A 20,166-nucleotide genomic window follows, 5' to 3' on the forward strand; every position below is an offset into this window, starting at 1 on the left:
TTCGCATTTTGCAAAATAAAATAACAAAAAGGCACTAATTCGTTAGTTAATAGCCCTTTTTGCATAAAATTAATTGGCACGATATGTGCTTTATTCAATATGACCCTTAGGGGTCACCTAGCCAACTGACGTTGTTAGTGAATAAAGTGTTCACAAATAACAGCCAATAGACCTTTTTCTATTGGCTATTTTTTTTAACTGTTGGTAATGAACTGCTGACGCAGTTTTTCAATTTGGTCACGCTTTTCGGCAGCCAATTCAAATTCTAGGTTTTGTGCGTGTTTGTACATTAACCCTTCTAGTTTGGCGATCTCTTTTTCCAGTTGTAGCGGCGTGAGTATTTCATAAGTTTGCGAGCTTTCTGCCACCTTAGACAAAGGTACTTGTTTGCTCATCCTCTGCTGCTTGGACTTAGTAATATCACCTAACTCCATAATATCTTTGACATTACGTTTCAGCGCCTGAGGTGTTATCCCTTGTTCTTCATTATGTGCTTGCTGCTTTTCACGGCGACGATCGGTCTCATCCATCGCTTTCTTCATTGAGCTAGTAATGCGGTCAGCATAGAGAATCGCTTTGCCTTCAATGTTACGTGCCGCACGGCCAATGGTCTGAATTAATGAACGTTCTGAACGTAGAAAACCTTCTTTATCCGCATCAAGAATTGCGACAAGAGAGACTTCAGGCATATCCAAACCTTCACGCAGTAAGTTAATACCCACTAACACATCAAATTCGCCTAGGCGAAGGTCGCGAATAATCTCAACCCGCTCAACAGTATCAATATCTGAGTGCAGATATCTGACCTTAACCCCATGTTCATGAAGATACTCAGTTAAGTCTTCAGCCATGCGTTTAGTCAATGTCGTGATCAGCACACGTTCATCTTTCGCTGAGCGAATGCGGATCTCTGACAACACATCATCCACTTGTGTTGCAACTGGTCGTACTTCCAGCACGGGGTCCAGTAATCCGGTTGGGCGCACCACTTGATCCACAATTTGTCCGGCTGATTTTTCTAGCTCATAGTTGCCCGGGGTAGCAGAAACAAAAATCGTCTGCGGCGCAAGTGATTCGAACTCTTCAAACTTTAATGGACGGTTATCTAAAGCGGAAGGCAACCGGAAACCAAACTCTACTAACGTTTCTTTGCGTGAACGATCGCCTTTGAACATCGCGCCAATTTGCGGCACGGTTACGTGTGATTCGTCGATAATCAATAAACCGTCATGCGGTAGATAGTCAAACAGGGTCGGAGGCGGCTCTCCCTCTTTTCGCCCACTAAGATAACGTGAATAGTTTTCAATACCTGAACAAAAACCGAGCTCATTCATCATTTCAATATCAAATTGAGTACGCTGCGATATGCGCTGCTCTTCGAGTAGTTTATTGTTTTCCAACAGGTAGGCTTGGCGAGTTCGCAGCTCCTCTTTGATGTGCTCTATCGCATCTACAATGCGCTCTCTTGGCGTAACGTAGTGCGTTTTAGGATAGATGGTATAGCGAGGAAGATCTCGCTGAATCATTGCGCCCGTCAATGGGTCAAACAAACTGATGCAATCTACCTCATCATCAAACATTTCAACACGCACGGCCGCATAATCCGATTCCGCGGGAAAGATATCGATCACCTCTCCACGAACTCTAAATTGACCACGTTCAAACGCCATATCGTTACGTGTGTATTGGAGCTCGGCTAAACGGCGGATAATGTCGCGCTGATCCATCACATCACCACGGCGAACATGCAGCATCATTTTCAGATAAGAATCAGGATCACCCAAACCGTAAATCGCCGATACAGAAGCTACAATAATCGCATCTTTACGCTCAAGCAGCGCTTTAGTCGCGGAGAGTCGCATTTGTTCTATGTGTGAGTTAATCGAGGAATCTTTTTCTATAAATGTGTCCGTGGTCGGCACATACGCCTCTGGCTGATAGTAGTCGTAATAAGAGACGAAATACTCAACCGCATTATTGGGGAAAAATGACTTCATCTCACCATACAGCTGGGCTGCGAGCGTTTTATTCGGTGCCAACAAGATAACCGGACGCTGCGCCTTGGCGATCACATTAGCCAAGGTGAATGTTTTCCCTGAACCCGTCACACCCAATAAGGTTTGATGAGCAAGACCTGCATCTAGCCCATCAAACAATTGCTTGATCGCCGTAGGTTGATCGCCTGACGGTTGATAACCCGATACCAATTCAAACGTTTTGCTCATAATGCCGTTGTCCTCTATAACTGAATAGGCATTCTCGCTGTTAGCCATGTTTTGTTGCAAGTAATTGTTCAAAATAGTTGCGTCGTAAATCACCCCTGTTTTGAAAAAATGCTAGTTTCTTCTCCATACGTTTGCTACCATCTTCGGCCTGATTCGTAAAAAACCACTCCTAACTTTCAAAAATAATCCACTTGTTTTCCCCAAAATTTCAAAATGACTCCCTTTTTCTCATCGCCATTCATTTTCATTTCTTATTGATAATTTCAGTTGATAAATCAAAAAATAAAATAAAAAACATAGTGTTATATAAAAAATAAACTCAACAAAAGAGTAGAGTAATAACTCAACATTCATTGATGAAACGAATTGCTCAGGATTCGTCAACACACTTATCCACAATTTTGGTGGATAACTAAACCTAGCCTAATGCCGATAAGGGGTACAGAAAAGTAAAGTATTTTCAGGGAAATATTTTTACTTTTTCTTCGGCTGGAAAGGTTGACACTGCCCCCCCCCACTCGCTACCATTCGCACCGCTCAAAGCAATTCCCCCTTAGTTCAGTCGGTAGAACGGCGGACTGTTAATCCGTATGTCGCAAGTTCAAGTCTTGCAGGGGGAGCCAAATTCCAGAAAAAAGACGTCCTAGGACGTCTTTTTTTGTATCTAAATCTAGCTATTTCAAGGAATTGTATTCTCTTAACGTCTTTTCCTGACTCGTTAATCAATATAATTGCCCTTCATCCAAAGCAGAAGAAACCCAAACGAGAGGAGCATTCCAATTAATCGTGATCTCATTAAACGACCATGCATTAATGTTATCTCTATAACAGGTTTGGCCAACACACTGCCCCTTCAATGTCGCAGCGACTGGATCACTGTAACTCACGGAGTTGGGTCCACCCACTAGTGCGCCAGGTGCTGGAGCTGGTGACTTTTCATCCGCAGCATGTGCCCAAAAACGGTGATGTGGACTTTTAGCCGCATTGGTGCCGTAACCTGTAATATAAGACAGGCTCATTGGGTTCGCGCCTAGTAAGTAATCCATCGCATTTGCAGCCGCTTTTACATACTTAATATCGCCGGTGAAATCATTCGCATAGATTAAGAAGATAGCTCTGTTTACAAAACTCGAGTTCGATCCCCACGGATACTCTTCTACCGTGTAAGGAATATGATAACCCTCGTTATTAATCTGGCCCACAAAGTTATCAGAGGTTGCGATTAAGTTTTTCCTTGCAACTTTAATTTGATCCTCACCCAATCCATTAGGCACAACAGCCAAGCTTATTGTTGCTAAAGGCGCTGTGTACCCCCAGAACATTTCGCCATCTGCTTCAATGTTACCTTTTGGTGTCTCTAGATAATGAGGAGAAGCTTTCAGTGCTTTAAGGTACTTGCTGTCACCAGTGGTGATATAAAGTTCACTTGCAGCCCAGTAGAACTCGTCTGAAAGCTCTTTATCATCATATGGGCCCGACCCTGTGAAGTTATCATAGGCAAGAATATGAGGATTTTTGCTCGCGGCTTCCCAAGCCTCTTGCGCCGCATTCAAACAGTTTTTTGAGAACTTAGGATCAATCTCTTTCCAAATTCGCGCACATTGAGCACCAATTGCTGACAAGTTCAACGTAGCCGCAGTGGTTGGATAACCCACATATCGCTTCTGGGTGTCCATATGAGGTGGCAGTGGCATACCTGTCCAAGCTTCATCAGCAACTTTATGGAAAGCCATCCCTTTTGCGTCAATCTTAGTCAGTTTAAGTGTTTTGTCTTCAGACTGGTCACCAACAGGAACCGCTACAGGTTGGTCACTATAGATCTGCATTGCCAATATAAATTCGATATTCCAACGAGCCTCAGACAACAAAGGATTAACGCCATTTCCAGCTTCTGGAATTTTCACTTTCCCTTCTGCAAAAGGAATTGGTGCGTTATCTAGCCATTTACCTCTTTCAAACAGGTTCAAAAGAGTCCAAGTCGAGATACCGCTGTTAACCGTATACTTACCATGGTCGCCAGCGTCATACCAACCGCCGGTTACATCGACAGAAAAATCACAACCTGGCCACTTATTACCCCAGCTGTCCATCTTATTAAAACAGGTAACCACATCGCTCATATGACCGCCGGGACGCGCTAGATCGTCACGCTGTACCAGAGCCTTATCAATCTCAATACCACTACGGTTTTGGTAGAAGTAAGACAATGCATCGTACTTCAACTGATTGTAGATATCTTTGCTGATGCTAAATGGCAAGCTCTCGTCTTCACCGACTTTTACTTTCAAGCCTCTCATATCTGATCTGTAATTCGATAGGTCAATACGGTGAATAAACTCGCCTGATGCCTTATTAAGACCAAAGATTTCCGTTTTACCTAAATCGACATTGATATTGCTGTTGTTTGTTAGCACCCACTTTAAGGGCTCTTTAGATTCATTCGCGACAAATACAAACTTATCTGCTTGAGGAAGGTAACCGACTTGGTTAGCACGAACAGAATTTATCTTCAGCTCTTCAATGTATTTCTCACCGACGACTGAAACATTGCTAACGCATACGGTTCCCTTTTTCTGGGCGCCCATTTGAAACTGGAACTCAGTTTTAGCATCGCTTTCAACATCATGGCTGAACTTAAACTTATAGCTCTTCTTCTTCAGTGAGACTTTTGTATCATCCACAAAATAGTTGGTATAAGGAGGACCTTCATGCTGAATAAGCGTTCTCATTTGAGTATCAACGGTTGCATAAGCATCAAATGAAACTTCATAATCTGCTTTGTTTGCCAACCCAATCCCGCCCTGTCCTAAAATCACATTCCAAGGGTTCTCTCCTGGACTTCTAATCTCAAGACATGCTTCGCCATTTTTGATTTTTACATCTGCACCAGCATTCCACCAACCATCCATGTTCCCGTTAAATTTACCGTTCTTAATTTGCTCATTTGCATAAGCAGAACACGATGAAAGAATGAGTATTGTTGCCAATGATAGTTTGAACTTATGCATATTTACTCCTAGACATATAAATTACAACACCATTGAAATTAAGCGATTTTCATGGCTAATAAGTAGATGTCTGAGCACAAAAGAACCGTTCTAAAAACGCCTATTTCTCTCTTCGTGATACTGCTAGCACTTACCTCTAGGTTAATGAATCTGTTTCAAGGAAATCTCATCGATAAATTGACTTGTTTTCTAGCGAATAATTATATCAATCGGAGGTAAACTAACTTTATAGCCTTTACAACATGCTCTTGAGCCCGGCTAACTATCTAGACCTTTGATGTGAACAATATTAGTATGACCGAGTTGTAAGAAAATATAACCACCAAGAACGTTACCAACGTTATATAAGAGGCTATTTTCTCCTTCCGAGATATAAGTTGTCCGGTTTTAACGAAGGTTCATGATTTTTTCAAATTTGAAAAAATCATCTTCATTTGAATCTATCCCATCCTCTATACCATTAACTTCATAATTTTTTTCCGGATGAAATTTATTATAAAACTCAACGATATGAAAACCACACTTATTGATATAGAAGTTGATGTTCCTTTTTTCAAAATAAGGCGTAACGGTTGTCCAAACCTTAGTTTCTGGATACGCCACTTCAATGGCTCTCCATGATTTCTGCCCTAAACCTTTATTATGACTTTCGGGATAAATAAAAAACAGGTCGAGACTGTTATATTGGGTATCCGTATTAATATTCAGCACCACACCACCCACTCTTTCCTCGCCGAGTACGATATGATTTATTACGGCACCCTTGGCGTTAAAAGAACCAAATATATCTTCATCGGAAGGTATCGGCTCACTGTAAGATGGGCCAAACTGTTCGATTAACGCATTGGTAAAAGTCTGCTGTAACTTAGTTTTAAATTCGGGCAGCTCGTCACTTTTCACCTTAGTGAGTTTTATAATTTCATTTTTCATTTTTAAAATAACGCTCTTGAATACTCATCACGAACACGAAGAAAGCTGGAACAAAGTAAATGGCAAGTAATGTAGCGCTGACCATTCCACCGAACACACCGGTTCCGATAGCTCGTTGAGTTTCGGCACTAGCACCTGAGGCTAGCATCAGTGGTACAACACCAAGACCAAATGCCAGAGAGGTCATCAAGATAGGTCTTAATCTCAACTTCGCCGCTTGAACGGCTGACTGTACCAACCCGTTGCCTTGCTCTCTCAACTGTTTGGCAAACTCAACAATTAGAATCGCGTTTTTCGCCGAAAGACCAATTACGGTGATCATCCCGACTTTGAAGAAAACGTCGTTTGGCATGTCACGAGCCACAATAGCGAGTACCGCACCTAACAATCCCAAGGGCACGACCAACATCACCGATAAAGGAATAGCCCAACTCTCATAAAGTGCCGCAAGCACTAAGAAAACGACTAGCATCGATAGCGCCATTAGCATCGGTGCTTGTTTTGCTGAGTGAAGCTCTTGTAATGCCTGTCCTGTCCATGCAATGGTAAAGCCTGACGGAAGTTGCTTCGCCATTTGTTCTATTTCAGCCATCACATCTCCGCTGGCAACGCCCGCAGCTGCACTACCAGAAATTCGAACCGCAGGATAACCTTGGAAGCGAATAAACTGCGGAGCTGACTCAGACCAAATAGGCGTCACAATTTCTGATAGCGGAACCATTCCACCATTAATGTTTCGTACATGGAGCTTGAGCACATCCTCAATCTGCATCCTTGATGAAGCATCTGCTTGCATAATGACTTGCTGCATTCTGCCTTCATTAGGAAAGTCGTTGATGTATAGCGATCCAATCGCCGTTGATAGCGTCTCACTAATACTCGTGAATGAAACACCTAACACCTCAGCTTTCTGGCGATCAATATCTAAATGAATACTTGTACCCGCAGGAAGCCCATCAGAATAGACATCGCTAAGTGATTTGCTATTTTTCGCCAACTCTAACATCTTCGTCTCAACGGCTTTTAATGCCTCGTATCCCTGATTTCCGCGATCTTGCAAGAAAAACGTAATATCAGAGCTCGTACCTAGCTCTTCAATAGAAGGAGGCAGCATGTGCATAACCGTGCCTTCTTTAACGTCCGCCATCGCCTCCTCAGCAAGTTTTAACTCGTCCAGTGTTGAGGTGTCGTTGCGTGATTCCCAATCTTTCAACGTGGTAAAACTCTGCGCTGTATTAGTACCTGAACCGGAAAATCCAAAACCAATCACTGTCATTGTTGACTCAATTGCTGGACGGCTTAACGCATGCTGTTCAAATTTTTTCACAACATCCAACGTACGCACTGTGGTTGCGTCTGCTGGAAGCTGAATATTGGTAATAAAATATCCTTGGTCTTCTTCTGGCAAAAACGATGACGGCAGCTGCCTATACACTAGAACCAAAATCGCGCACAGAAACACAAAGCCAAGCATCATTCGTCCTTTGCGATTTACTAACACGTTGACCTGAGATTCATACCGATTGTTCATTCGGTTAAAGCCACGATTAAACCATTTCGCGAATCTTGTTTGCTCATAGTGATTAGAATTCACTGGTTTTAGCAACGTGGCACAAAGCGCCGGCGTTAGTGTTAGAGCCAAAAATGCTGAGAACAGAATTGATACTGCCATCGATAAGGTAAACTGCTTATAAATGGCGCCAACCGAATCACTGGCAAATGCCATCGGGATGAAAACTGCCGTTAACACAAGTGTGATGCCTATAATGGCGCCAGTAATCTCTTTCATCGCCTTAGATGTCGCTTCTTTCGGAGATAAGCCTTTTTCCGACATCAATCGTTCCACGTTTTCGACAACGACAATCGCATCATCGACGATAATACCGATCGCCAGAACCATACCAAACATCGTTAACACGTTGATTGAAAAGCCAGTTAACAACATGACGGTGAACGTCCCCAACAAGGCTATCGGTGCAACAATAGCGGGGATCAAGGTGTAACGAATATTCTGTAAAAACAGAAACATAACAAAAAACACCAGCACCATAGCTTCAACTAAGGTATGAATAACCTTATTGATCGAAACTTTAACGAAAGGTGCTGTATTAAATGGAATTGAATAGGTCATCCCAGAAGGTAGACTTTGACTCAACTCCGCCAAACGCTTTTGTACCGCATCTGCAGTTTTAACGGCATTCGCTCCCGGAGTAAGCTGAATAGCCGCAGCCGTCGCTGTTTTACCATTTTCACGATTCAAATAACCATAGGATTGAGAACCGATTTCAACACGCGCAACGTCACTTAGGACGACTTTCGAGCCATTGTTGTTTGCACGAAGAATGATATTAGAGAATTCTTCAACGCTGGTTAACTGGCCTTGAACGGTTAATGGAACCGTTACTCGTTGCCCTAAAACCGTCGGTGCAGCACCGATACTTCCGGGTGCGATTTGTGTATTTTGCGAAGTGATAGCCTGACTAACATCATTCATTGTTAAACCCAATGAATTGAGCTTACTCGGATCAACCCAGATTCTCATTGCCTTCTCAGCACCAAATGACTGAACACGCCCTACACCTTCAATACGGCGCAATTCATCTACGATGTTGCGAGCCAAATAGTCGTTCAATGCGATTTCATCAAAGCGGTTATCATCAGATTTCAACCCGACAATCATCAAAAAGTTGGATGTAGCAGATTCTACGGACAAGCCGCTTTGACGCACCACCTGCGGTAAACGAGATTCAACCGCTTTCAGTTGGTTTTGAACGTCAACTTGCGCCATATCAGAGTCTGTTCCCGGCTTAAATGTAACCGTAATAGACGCAGAACCGGAGTTGTCAGCAGACGACTCGAAATACATTAAGTTCTTAACGTTCGACAGCTCACCCTCAATAAGACTAAGCACACCATCATTCATTTCCTTCGGACTGGCTCCCGGATACGTCGCCATAATACTGACCGTTGGAGGCGCCACAGACGGGTAACGAGAAATAGGTAACTTCGGAATAGAAATACATCCAAACAAAATAATGAAAAGAGCAATAACCCAAGCAAATACGGGGCGATGAATAAAAAACTGAGACATAAAAAGCCACTCTAACCTTAATCAGTTTGTCGCAGATGTTAAAAGAACCTCAGGTTCTTCCCATTTGCGTTGGTCTACGAGAACGCCGCTCTCAAGCCTTTCCTTGCCCTCGACTACGATATTTTCTCCTTCATGAACGCCCGATTTCACGCGGTACTGACCATCAATCAATTCTCCGAGCTTTACAGGTTTTAAATGTGCATATCCTTCCTGATCAATACTCCAAAGATGAGGAGCACCTGCAAGATGCATAACCGCCTGTTGCGGAACCATTAACGCGTGGTTATAACTCGAATGAAGTACTTTGGTTTTTACGAACATCCCCGGTAATAAACAGCGTTGAGAGTTATCTACGAGCACGCGCAGCAAAACATCGCCAGTGCTTACGTCAATATTGATACCAGAAAACAGGATTTGGCCTTTGACTGGATAAGGGGTGCCGTTACTGCGTAAAATTTTAATTTTTGTTCCATCAACACCAGGTTCACCATCTGCATTTGCTGCTAAATCTTCACGAATAGCTTCTAATGAAGACGCAGGTCGACGAATATCAACAAAGACTTGATCGACCTGTTGGATACGCGCCATCGGTACTGCATCCGTACTGCTGACTAATGCACCCTCGGTCACCAAGGTTTGCTCTATCAGTCCAGATATCGGTGCGGTCACATTTGCAAACTTCAGATCAAGCATACGACGAGTGAGAGTCGCTTTAGCGACCGCAACATCAGCAACAGCTTGATCTCGGAGCAAAACCACATCGTCATAGTCTTGACGACTGATAGAATCTTTTTTTACCAAAGGTTTTAATCGTAACTCTTTTTCCAGAGCACGTTGATAAGTCACCTGCGCTCTCTGTAAGTTTGCTTTGGCAGTATCAACTTCCGCTTCAAATGGCGCAGGATCAATCTGGAATAACGACTGGCCAGCTTTCACTTCAGCACCTTGTTTGAACAAGCGATGTTGTACTATCCCAACCACTTGTGGGCGAATCTCTGCAACGCGCACGGCCAACACTCTTCCGGGAAGCTCTTCATAAACATCTAAATGTTGTGGTTGTATTGTTATCGTTGAAACTAAAGGCAAAGACTCTTTTAGTCCGACTTCACTTTCATCTTTATTGGATTGATTACAGCCAACTAAAAAGAAAAGTACCAATATATGTAAGCTACTAGATACACATATATTTATCTTTTTCACTGAGGTATCCTCTGAACAAATCAAAGCGGACTATCCGCTGTCGATAGTTGTTGAGTCTAATACCTGTGTGTGGAGGTCCCGCTGAGTGAATGTGGAGATTTGATGGAGATGAACAATTTGTACGTTGAGGGGCAGAAATTTGCTGCAGATTCAGGCCCAGATTCAGGAACCGGGTCTTATCGTCAGGCGTTAATTCTGATCGCTGAGGATGAATTTGAAATTGTCGATATACTCTCCGCTTATCTAACGCGCAGCAATATGCGTACGATTCACGCTGCAGATGGTCAAAGAACACTAGAACTTCATTCATCCATGAAGCCAGATCTTATACTGCTTGATATCCAGATGCCTAAAATGGATGGATGGAAAGTGTTGTCGGAACTTCGTCAGAAAAGTAACACCCCTGTCATCATGCTTACCGCAATGGACCAAGATTTAGATAAATTGATGGCACTCAGAATCGGAGCTGATGATTACGTCGTTAAGCCGTTTAATCCGGCAGAAGTCGTCGCGAGAGTCCAAGCCGTTCTAAGACGCACCTTAGAAGTTAATCAACCTCACAACAAAAATATACTGCGAGCCGAACCGTTTGAAGTCGATTTAGAGAGTCACGAAATCGCTGTTCATGTGGATGGAGAACGTCATACTCTACTGCTAACCTTAACTGAGTTTAAATTGTTGACTCACTTCATTCGTTCACCCAAGCGAGTGTTTAGCCGAACAGAACTATTAAGTACGTGCCTACCTGAGGGTGACACGCTGGAACGAACGATCGACAGCCACATCAGCAAAATCCGCAAAAAACTTGAAGCCTACGGTATTCAAGGCGTTCCGGCTGGTGTTCGTGGTGTCGGTTACCGTTTTAAGGGCGACCAATGAAATTAAGTGGTTTGAGCCGTCAGATTGCATTCTCAATGATAAAAATCGCAATCGGTTCAGCATTACTTGCCACAATGGGCTCGTTTATTTTTTACTATCTTTGGGATAAATATTGGCCCAATTATATACCGAGTGAAGATGCTCTCACTCCTTCTTGGCCAGAATGGGTTTGGCTCGCACTAACCTGCGTTATTGTCATTCTGCTAGCCGTCAAACTTGCTACTAAGTTATCCCAACGCATTTTGGAACCGCTAAGTGCTGTTGCGCAAGGAATGCGAAAAATCGCTGAAGGCGACTTACATTTCCGCGCTAACGTTGGAGACCGTTCATTAGGTGAAGCCGCTTTATTAGTAGACGATTTCAACCTCTTAGCGGATAAACTTCAACGAATGACAGAAGAGCACGCCTTTTGGAATGCAGCGATCGCCCATGAACTCAGAACCCCGGTGACAATTTTACGGGGCCGATTACAAGGGTTAGCAGAAGGTGTCTTTACTCCAGATAAAAACCAGTTCACTAAACTATTAGTACAAATTGAAGGGTTATCTCGATTAATAGAAGATCTGCGTGTTATTAGCTTAATGAATAGTGATGAATTAAGAATAAATAGAAAAGAAACCAACTTAGCGACAGAAATAAAATTACTTACTGATTTGTCGGTAAATATGCTGAATGAAGCAAATCAACATGTAGAACTTAATGTAACCACACAATCTGTCTTTTGTGACCCAACCAGAATAAGACAAGCTTTGTTGGCTATACTGGAAAATGCGAGTAAATATGCTCTTCCGGGTGCAATAACTATCTCTACTCAGCTTAAAGATGGCTTTTGCCATTTAAGTGTGGAAGATTCTGGCCCGGGAGTTTCACCTGATTTAATTCCGCATATTTTTACAGCATTTCGCAGCGCTAAGGACACCCCAAAAAGCGGCAGCGGATTAGGATTGGCCGTTGTTGCTGCTATTGCCACAGCACATGAAGGAAGCGTTAGTTGTCGTATAAACAATAAAGGCGGAACGATTATTGAACTCTGTTGGCCAACTTAATCAAAATCACGAGAACGATTAAATCCACCATAAGCCTAAGTATTCATTAATTTTTCACATCAACGCGATTCAATAACAAAATGGAGAGACCGGTTCGCCACACATGGATCAATAACGTCGAAAGCCTATATACAGGGTGATCAGAACCATATTTACATATTGACAATTGTACAAATATTTCACACTATCGAAAATAATTAATGATAATAATTATCATTACGTCATAATGTTTATGCGGATAGTGCCCATGAAATCTCTACATAATGTGATGAACGTTTCATCAATCACACCTTTACCCAATCTCTACCTTCTAGACCAATCATCAGAAACCGATAATCAACGATCAATGGCCGTTCACCAACACCGCCAAGACATTCAAAATATCTTGGCGGGTCGTGACTCAAGGATGTTGGTGATTATTGGGCCATGTTCAATCCACGACCCTGAGGCTGCAATTGACTATGCACACAGACTCGCAAAGGCACAAAAACAGTTCAGCAGCACTCTTAAATTGGTGATGCGAACCTATTTTGAAAAACCGAGAACGCGGACTGGCTGGAAAGGATACATGGTTGACCCTGATCTCAACGGTCAATTTAACTTACTCAAAGGGCTCAGCTCTAGCCGTGAATTACTCAAGTCAGTCTTAGCGCTAGGTGTACCAACAGCGACTGAGTTTTTAGATACGCATATCGCTCCGTATATCGCGGACCTTATTTGTTGGGGTGCGGTTGGCGCAAGAACCACAGAATCACAACCGCATCGCCAACTCGCGTCGGCATTGCACTGCCCTATTGGTTTTAAAAATGGTACTGACGGCAATACGACCATTGCAATCGATGCGATTCATGCCGCTAACGATTCACATCTGTTGATTATGGCGGGTGAGAATGGGCAACCGGTTGCGGTGCAAACTCAAGGTAATCCATATTGCCATATCATTTTACGTGGTGGTGTCACGCCAAACTATGCAAGTCACAGTGTTAAAAGTGCGGCTTATCAATTACACCATAGCCAGCTCAGCAGTAGGCTAGTGGTTGACTGCAGCCACGGCAATAGCGGAAAAATCGCTAAGAATCAATTGGATGTAATAAACAACATAGCCCAGCAACTGCTGTCTGGAGAGCGCCACATTGCGGGGGTAATGTGCGAAAGCTTTTTGCAAGGCGGTAGCCAAGCTTTGGATAAAGGCCCGCTCTGCTACGGCCAATCCATCACTGATGAGTGCTTAAGTTGGGAGGATACAATGTGCTTTTTAAATACGCTCGATGATGCGGTCGCAACACTTCAACAGCAGCAATATTGTCAGCCCGCTCCAGTGTAAACGACCACTAAGGTGAAGCTCCTACTTGCTTCACCTTGCCTACCGTCAGCGGCCTTCACCTAATTATCGAGCGTAGCGCCGCCATCCACTCTCAAATCATGCATGGTGATTTGACTTGCTGCATTGGACATCAAAAACATAACAACCCCAGCAATGTCTTCGGGCTCCGCCATTTTGCCAAGGGGTATCCCCAAACGGTACTGTTCAAGATTACCTTTTATCACTTCTCTTTCACCATATTCGCTGTTCCATAACTGCGTTTGCATTTCGGTGCGTGTTGAGCCCGGGCTAACGATATTGCATCGAATTCCATCGTTTGCAAGCTCAAGAGCTGCGCACTTGACCAACATATGCAAAGCCGATTTAGATGCCGCATATGCTCCAATATTAAGCCGAGGCGTATTCGCTGAATTAGAGCCAATCACAATAACATTGCCACGCTGGCGCACTTTCATTCCTATCGCTACACCTTGCAAAGCGGCTAAGGTGCCAAACGTATTGACATCAAACATCGCTTTGATCTCTGACATCGATAATTCGGTTATTGAACCAAGGTGCAATGTGCCCGCGCAGCTGATGAAATGAGCAAACTGATAGCGCTCATTCAGTTCTTGTACCCTTTTTTTTACGTCGTCATGATGCTGTAAATCAAGCTCATAGCAATGAAGCTGCTCGGTATAGCGCGCGTTCAAACTCGCTAATTGCTGAGTTAATTGGTGGTGATTTCTATCCGTCGCTACAACTCGATAACCGCTCGCCAGTAAAGATTCCAATACGGCATAACCAATCCCCTGCCCGGCTCCAGTCAATAAAACCGTTTCGTCTAATTTCATCATTTTCCTAACTTTACTCCGTTAAATCCACACTAAACCATAGCCATAACTGAATCTCATCCTTAGTTAATAACATTAATTATCATTTGTTATTGATAATTATTATCATATATAATCTGCGTACTTTAGTGGTTTGTAAAATAATAAGCAATTAGGCGTAACACGTTATTAATGGAGTTTTGGTGATGAAACGTGAAGTTATTGGGTTTTCAAAAATGGCTAATCAGCTATTGGATGAGCACTTAAAAGAATCTCCCTTCTTTTTTGCTTCGCCTCACAACACCATGCTTGGCGTGGGAATTGCTCATCAGTTCAATCAGGCGATCCCATTCTGTGAGCTGGCGGATCAAGCAACCAAGATGCTAGAAGCAGCAAAAACAGATGAGTACGATAATCCTATTTTATTTGCGACGATTCCTTTTAATGAAGAGACGGCGACGCGTTTCTTTATTCCAGAAAAGCTCTATGTTTCTGGTAGCCCGCGGGCCAGTGAAAAAGAGGAGCAGCAGAGCCACAAAGCGACCATTGTTTCACCGCCAACAGGCAACGACTACAGACAAGGAGTCACAACCTTACTTGAGCTGTTTAATACCACCGAACTATCAAAAGTGGTGCTATCACGTTTAGTGAAACTCTCGACTCCGCAACACATCGATCAAACTCGTTTATTGCGTAATCTGTTGTCTATCAATCGCAATGGCTACACTTTTTCTACTGAAATTGGCCCTAACGCCAAGTTAATGGGAGCCAGTCCCGAGTTGTTGTTGGCGAAGAAAGGTGGGTTTATCGTTTCTAACCCCCTAGCGGGCTCGCGGCCTAAATCAAACAACGCGGTGCAAAACCAACAGCGCTCCGCTTCATTACTTGATACGCAAAAAGATCTGAATGAACATGCCTTCGTCGTCGAGGAAGTCGAGAAAGTACTCAGCCGCTACTGCCATAACTTATTTACCCCTATGGTCCCATCAGTGATTGAAACCGAAACGATGCTGCATTTATCAACAGTGCTTGAAGGACAAGCCGATGATCCGATGATTAACTCGCTACGCATTGCAGCAGAGTTACACCCAACACCCGCAGTGTGTGGTTATCCAAGATTATCGGCTTACCAAGCGATTAAGCAGATCGAAACTTTCGACCGCGGCTACTTCACTGGCATGATCGGTTGGTGCGACGCTCGGGGAAATGGCGAGTGGGTTGTCACGATACGCTGCGCTGAAGTGAGCCAAAACGAGATGAGCGTGTTCGCTGGAGCTGGCATAGTGAATGAATCCTCACCGCAGAGTGAACTCGATGAAACAGGGGCAAAAATGAGCACCATTTTGAAAGCCGCTGGTATTGAAATTGATGAATTACTTACCGCCTAAGGAGTGGTCATGAATAATCTTAACCCGACCGATTTTACCCCTTGGCCTGAGCAATTCAGCCAGCGCTATCGTGAGCAAGGCTACTGGCAACAAAGAACCTTATTTGATTACTTCAGTGATTCCGTAAAAAAAAGCCCTGACGCCATCGCACTGATTGATGATTTCGGCCAGTACAGCTATCAAAATTTATATCAGAAAATGATAAGCCTTGCGGCTGGCTTGAGCTCCCTAGGTTTGCAGCGGGGTGATAATGTCGTACTACAAATGGCCAATCGTGCTGAATTCTATCTCTGCTTTTTTGCCTTGACCATGCGGGGCATTAAACCGGTTCTAGCTCTGCCAGCGCACCGCTATCTAGAGCTGAGCTATTTTTGCCAACATACTCACGCCAAAGCCTATATTTTTTCAGACGATATCGTGGGCTTTGACGCGCAGCAAACCGCGCAGAAACTACGAAGTAGTTGCCCTTCTCTCTTGCATACCATTGTTTGCGGTCAATCCTCACACGAGCAAATTCAGGAATTAGATACGCTTTACCACTGCGTGGAAGAAGATCCTGTTACTGATTCGGTCTTTGCTGATCAAGTGGCTTTTTTCCAGCTTTCCGGCGGAACAACTGGCACTCCCAAATTGATCCCTCGTACGCACAATGACTACGCTTATAGCGTACTTGGTAGCATTCAAATTTGTCAGTTTGGTCCACAAACGAGGTATTTGTGTGTTCTTCCCGTTGCGCATAACTTTCCACTCAGCTCGCCCGGCGCATTGGGCGTCTTTTACGCTGGCGGTTGTGTCGTGCTCGCTTCCGATACCACACCGCACACCGCTTTCCGTTTAATTGAGAAGCACCACATTACTGTTGCAGCACTAGTGCCGCCGTTAGCGCTACTGTGGATGAAATACGCCGAGTCCGCTACAGAAAACATCGCGAGCCTCACTCTGGTACAAGTCGGCGGAGCGAAGTTTAGTGAGGCCGCAGCAATGCGCTTACCGACGACTCTTCACTGTCAATTACAGCAAGTGTTTGGAATGGCTGAAGGGTTGGTTAATTACACACGACTTGATGACCCACTCAGCGTGATTGTTACTACTCAAGGACGCCCAATTTCAACTGATGATGAAGTGATGATAATCAACGATGAGGGTGAGCCCGCTGCGGTGGGTGAGGAAGGCTTGCTCATGACCAGAGGCCCTTATACGATTCGAGGTTATTACCAAGCTCCAGAACATAACCAACGCTCATTCACCGACCAAGGCTTCTATATCACAGGTGACAGAGTGCGTAGGACGGCTGAGGGCAATATTATCGTCACGGGACGAGAGAAAGATCAGATCAATCGTGGTGGTGAAAAAATCGCAGCCGAAGAGGTTGAAAACCTGCTACTTCAACATCAGGATGTTCATGATGTGGCTTTGGTTGCTATTGCTGATGAGTTTCTTGGTGAACGCAGTTGCGCCATTGTCGTTCCAGATAACGGTAAAACGCTCAAACCCATTACTCTCAAACGATTTTTACACGCTCAAGGATTAGCAGAATTTAAGATCCCTGATCACATCCATTTCGTCGATGAATTACCGAAAACCCCCGTGGGCAAAGTCAACAAAAAATGGTTAAGAACGCAATACTCTCACTAATCATGGCAATACAGGCGCTCAAATAACTTAAAGATGAAAAAGCCGATATCGTCGATATCGGCTTTTACTAGGCGATGCGTTCTCTTTCCCTATTCTAGTGGTCCAGTATACTCAAACTGGTTGCTCTTCAGTGGAACGCGTGTCCGTGACTTGATGTGACGACTGAGCAACAACACTAGGCTCCATCACATGCCACCACTCTCTTAAGGTTGAATATTTAATCATCTCTGAAAAGGCGCACTCTATGCCCATCTTGCGCCATGATTCAAATAAGGTAACCGCGCGGATAGAATCTAAGCCAAGAAAAGTGAGCTTCTCATCTACATCCACTTCATCTAAATCGAGATCCAATAGCTCAGCCACTTGCTGACGCATCTGTTCAAGGCTCAATAAACCGGTTTCTTGACTGTGGATCATTTGTGGTTTTAATGCCTCAAGCGAAGTCACGCAGCCAACACGCTCCGTGATGTATTTCAGCGTATGATGATGATCTTCCAAAGAGAAATCAGCCACAGCGTCACCGACCACAAAAGGCTGTATATCCAACATAAAAGCATCTAACGCCGTTGATAAGATACCTATATGTGCATAGACACCCACAATGATCAACTGGTCACGCTGTGTCTCTTTCATCCACTCCAGCAGCGGCGTTTTCTTAAACGCGCTATAACGCCATTTGGTGTATTGGATATCCCCGTCTTCAGGTGAAAGCTCAGACACAATCTCAGTATCTTTTGTCAGCCCTGTTCCCCAAAAATCAGTCAGCAGCGCTCTCTCTACTGGGTCTTGGTTAGGAGGTTGTGCTGTGTACACCACGGGGATATTTGCCTGACGAGCCAGTGATTTCAGCTCTGAAATATTCGCTAATAACTCAGGAACGGGTGCCTGAGAATGATCAAAAAAGTTGATAAAGTACTTTTGCATATCGTGAATGAGCAGTACCGCTCTATCCGCTTGGACATGCCAATGAACTTTGTTTTTCGGAAATGTTTCAGCCAACGGAATGGAGTAGCTGGCTATTTTGGGAATCGCCATAAATGTAATCCTTGTTAAAAGAGGCTTTTCTCGTTCGTGATGCCTTAAAGCCAATAACGACTTCAGAAATAAGAGGCTCGTATTCGTCGACAACCGCCACATAAATGGTAACGATTATCATTTCATTAATACTAAAGCAGTCTACGCATAAAAATCAATTGTTAATGAGATTAATTCTCAATTATGTGCGTAACATGTCGCTCTCGACTCACGGCAACGCAACAAGAGCCCACCGCAAAACGAATAGCTAATTCATCGTTTGCGCCGCAGGTTGGGAAGTGACCTCATCTGAGGAGACGTTAGGTTCTGAGCTTGTGTTAACGATAAGCGCTGGATCAAACAGAGTCGCTTGGCGTAATGAGCGAAATGCTATCACCATCAACGCACCAATTCCCGTTGCACCTAAACCAAAAGTGAGGATCGACATCGTTGGTGCTAGCACTTTACCCAACGCCCCTAAACCGAGTGCTCCAATCGAGTCTCCCGACACATCTTGCGCCGTCCATAGGCTACTTACGCGGCCTAGCAGGTGATCTGGAGTGTGTCCTTGTACGATCGAATATTGAATCAGAGAAGCGACCGAACCCAAATAACCATAGCCAACTAAGATGAGAGCAAACCACCAAAAATTATTCACAAGCCCCATAGCCACAATCGCTAAAAATGAACCTAACGTCGCGTAGATTAAGACCATTCCTGGCTTTTGCGACTGTTTCACCCAACCTGAAGTCAGTGCGCCACACATTGCCCCCAACGGAATGGCCGAATACATCACACCTGCGTTAGCGGCGGTACCCTGAAATGAGACTAAAGCTAACGCAGGGAACATCACTCTAATCGCGGTTGCTAATGTTTCGAGTGTGCCAAACAGCACCACACAGCCAACCACTTTGTTTGAAAATAGAAATTGAACACCTTCATACAGTGATTGAAATGGATTCTCCGGCGTATGATGTTGCGGCTTCATCGAAGGTAATCTAAACAGTGGGATCAGCGTACAGAGCGTTCCAACAGAAGCCGCAATATAGTTCCAACTGACATCACCGACAGTGATCAGTAAGCCGCCAATCGCTGGCGAAAGAACCATACCCAATCGAACCGTTAGCATGCTCAATGCGGCAGCTTCAGGTAATTTTTGTCGGCCAACGATGGTCGGTAAAGCAGCCATCAAGGCCGTCATACCCATAGCGCCAAAAAAACCATCCCACACAGAGAGTATATAGAGAGCCGCTAAGGAGGATTGCACGACTATACTATTGAATGCTAATGCCGCAAACCCAATGCCACAGGTCGCGCGCGCAAACAAAATCAATCGACGGCGATCGTACTTATCGGCCAGTACGCCTCCAAGCAACAGGCCAACAAACATCCCGATACCATCCAATGCCATGATAAGACCTACCTGCAAGGTCGAACCGGTCATTTGATGTATCTGAATCGGCACCGCGACCGTCATCATGCCAAGAGCAAGCACTGACATCATGCGGGCCATAAAGACCATTCGGAAATGTGGGTTGTCTTTTAGTAGGCTAAAATCTAAAAATATATTCTTTATATTCATACTATTATCTATTCAAACCAGAATGTAATGCT

13 protein-coding genes and 1 tRNA gene are annotated in these 20,166 nt (G+C 44.1%); 6 read left to right on the plus strand and 8 right to left on the minus strand.

Features of this window, described 5'->3' with window-relative positions; translation table 11 throughout:
* Positions 1–194: 194 nt before the first annotated feature.
* Positions 195–2,225 carry an excinuclease ABC subunit UvrB gene (gene uvrB, locus AACQ42_RS10260; RefSeq protein ID WP_094165741.1) on the minus strand — a complete coding sequence of 677 codons (2,031 nt, stop codon included), beginning with the start codon at positions 2,223–2,225 and terminating at the stop codon, positions 195–197.
* 547 nt (positions 2,226–2,772) lie between these two features.
* Here uvrB and AACQ42_RS10265 point away from each other — a divergent pair.
* Positions 2,773–2,848, plus strand: a tRNA-Asn gene (locus AACQ42_RS10265).
* A 99-nt stretch (positions 2,849–2,947) separates the two neighbouring features.
* Here the strand turns inward: AACQ42_RS10265 and AACQ42_RS10270 are convergent.
* The 4 genes from AACQ42_RS10270 to AACQ42_RS10285 form a co-directional block, all read right to left on the minus strand.
* Positions 2,948–5,233, minus strand: coding sequence for a glycoside hydrolase family 9 protein (locus tag AACQ42_RS10270; RefSeq protein ID WP_094165727.1), 2,286 nt, complete (start codon positions 5,231–5,233; stop codon positions 2,948–2,950).
* Positions 5,234–5,620: 387 nt separating this feature from the next.
* The gene (locus tag AACQ42_RS10275) at positions 5,621–6,163 is read right to left on the minus strand and encodes a GNAT family N-acetyltransferase (protein ID WP_094165728.1); all 543 of its coding nucleotides are present in this window, start codon (positions 6,161–6,163) and stop codon (positions 5,621–5,623) included.
* The gene (locus AACQ42_RS10280; RefSeq protein ID WP_094165729.1) at positions 6,153–9,254 is read right to left on the minus strand and encodes an efflux RND transporter permease subunit; all 3,102 of its coding nucleotides are present in this window, start codon (positions 9,252–9,254) and stop codon (positions 6,153–6,155) included. Before AACQ42_RS10280 ends, AACQ42_RS10275 begins: the two co-directional genes overlap by 11 nt.
* 21 nt (positions 9,255–9,275) lie before the next feature.
* On the minus strand, positions 9,276–10,454 hold the full coding sequence (locus tag AACQ42_RS10285; RefSeq protein WP_234828680.1) for an efflux RND transporter periplasmic adaptor subunit: 1,179 nt from the start codon (positions 10,452–10,454) through the stop codon (positions 9,276–9,278).
* Between the two features lie 102 nt (positions 10,455–10,556).
* Here AACQ42_RS10285 and AACQ42_RS10290 point away from each other — a divergent pair, with 102 nt between their 5' ends.
* The 3 genes from AACQ42_RS10290 (at position 10,557) to AACQ42_RS10300 (ending at position 13,703) form a co-directional block, all read left to right on the plus strand.
* Entirely contained in the window at positions 10,557–11,333 is a 777-nt protein-coding gene (locus tag AACQ42_RS10290; protein ID WP_017045624.1) for a response regulator, read from the plus strand.
* A complete protein-coding gene (locus AACQ42_RS10295) occupies positions 11,330–12,379 on the plus strand; it encodes an ATP-binding protein (protein ID WP_094165730.1) in 1,050 nt (349 codons plus the stop codon). The genes AACQ42_RS10290 and AACQ42_RS10295 overlap by 4 nt, the downstream gene beginning before the upstream one ends.
* A gap of 247 nt (positions 12,380–12,626) precedes the next feature.
* Positions 12,627–13,703, plus strand: a complete 1,077-nt coding sequence (locus tag AACQ42_RS10300; RefSeq protein ID WP_094165731.1) for a 3-deoxy-7-phosphoheptulonate synthase — start codon at positions 12,627–12,629, stop codon at positions 13,701–13,703.
* Positions 13,704–13,762: 59 nt separating this feature from the next.
* On the opposite strand, the gene AACQ42_RS10305 is transcribed toward AACQ42_RS10300, so the two are convergent.
* Complete coding sequence (locus tag AACQ42_RS10305) at positions 13,763–14,539, minus strand: 2,3-dihydro-2,3-dihydroxybenzoate dehydrogenase (RefSeq protein WP_017044378.1); 777 nt, start codon at positions 14,537–14,539, stop codon at positions 13,763–13,765.
* A gap of 176 nt (positions 14,540–14,715) precedes the next feature.
* Between AACQ42_RS10305 and AACQ42_RS10310 the strand changes: the two genes are divergently transcribed.
* Positions 14,716–15,903, plus strand: a complete 1,188-nt coding sequence (locus AACQ42_RS10310; RefSeq protein WP_094124595.1) for an isochorismate synthase — start codon at positions 14,716–14,718, stop codon at positions 15,901–15,903.
* 3 nt (positions 15,904–15,906) lie between these two features.
* Positions 15,907–17,538 (plus strand): 2,3-dihydroxybenzoate-AMP ligase VabE, encoded by a 1,632-nt coding sequence (gene vabE / locus AACQ42_RS10315; RefSeq protein WP_094149148.1) that lies wholly within the window; start codon positions 15,907–15,909, stop codon positions 17,536–17,538.
* Positions 17,539–17,649: 111 nt separating this feature from the next.
* On the opposite strand, the gene AACQ42_RS10320 is transcribed toward vabE, so the two are convergent.
* On the minus strand, positions 17,650–18,573 hold the full coding sequence (locus tag AACQ42_RS10320; RefSeq protein WP_176429042.1) for an isochorismatase family protein: 924 nt from the start codon (positions 18,571–18,573) through the stop codon (positions 17,650–17,652).
* Positions 18,574–18,820: 247 nt separating this feature from the next.
* Positions 18,821–20,134: a vanchrobactin export MFS transporter VabS gene (gene vabS, locus AACQ42_RS10325; protein ID WP_094165733.1), complete on the minus strand. Its 1,314-nt coding sequence runs from the start codon at positions 20,132–20,134 to the stop codon at positions 18,821–18,823.
* Positions 20,135–20,166 lie beyond the last annotated feature (32 nt).

The sequence above is a fragment of the Vibrio sp. V12_P9A6T4 genome, from assembly GCF_963874835.1.
Lineage (GTDB): Bacteria > Pseudomonadota > Gammaproteobacteria > Enterobacterales > Vibrionaceae > Vibrio > Vibrio anguillarum.

Coding starts and splice junctions, on each gene's coding strand:
- AACQ42_RS10275 (WP_094165728.1), bottom strand. CDS start 6,163: ATGAAAAATGAAATTATAAAACTCACTAAGGTGAAAAGTGACGAGCTG.
- AACQ42_RS10270 (WP_094165727.1), bottom strand. CDS start 5,233: ATGCATAAGTTCAAACTATCATTGGCAACAATACTCATTCTTTCATCG.
- AACQ42_RS10320 (WP_176429042.1), bottom strand. CDS start 18,573: ATGGCGATTCCCAAAATAGCCAGCTACTCCATTCCGTTGGCTGAAACA.
- AACQ42_RS10290 (WP_017045624.1), top strand. CDS start 10,557: ATGGAGATGAACAATTTGTACGTTGAGGGGCAGAAATTTGCTGCAGAT.
- AACQ42_RS10295 (WP_094165730.1), top strand. CDS start 11,330: ATGAAATTAAGTGGTTTGAGCCGTCAGATTGCATTCTCAATGATAAAA.
- vabS (WP_094165733.1), bottom strand. CDS start 20,134: ATGAATATAAAGAATATATTTTTAGATTTTAGCCTACTAAAAGACAAC.
- AACQ42_RS10280 (WP_094165729.1), bottom strand. CDS start 9,254: ATGTCTCAGTTTTTTATTCATCGCCCCGTATTTGCTTGGGTTATTGCT.
- uvrB (WP_094165741.1), bottom strand. CDS start 2,225: ATGAGCAAAACGTTTGAATTGGTATCGGGTTATCAACCGTCAGGCGAT.
- AACQ42_RS10305 (WP_017044378.1), bottom strand. CDS start 14,539: ATGATGAAATTAGACGAAACGGTTTTATTGACTGGAGCCGGGCAGGGG.
- AACQ42_RS10300 (WP_094165731.1), top strand. CDS start 12,627: ATGAAATCTCTACATAATGTGATGAACGTTTCATCAATCACACCTTTA.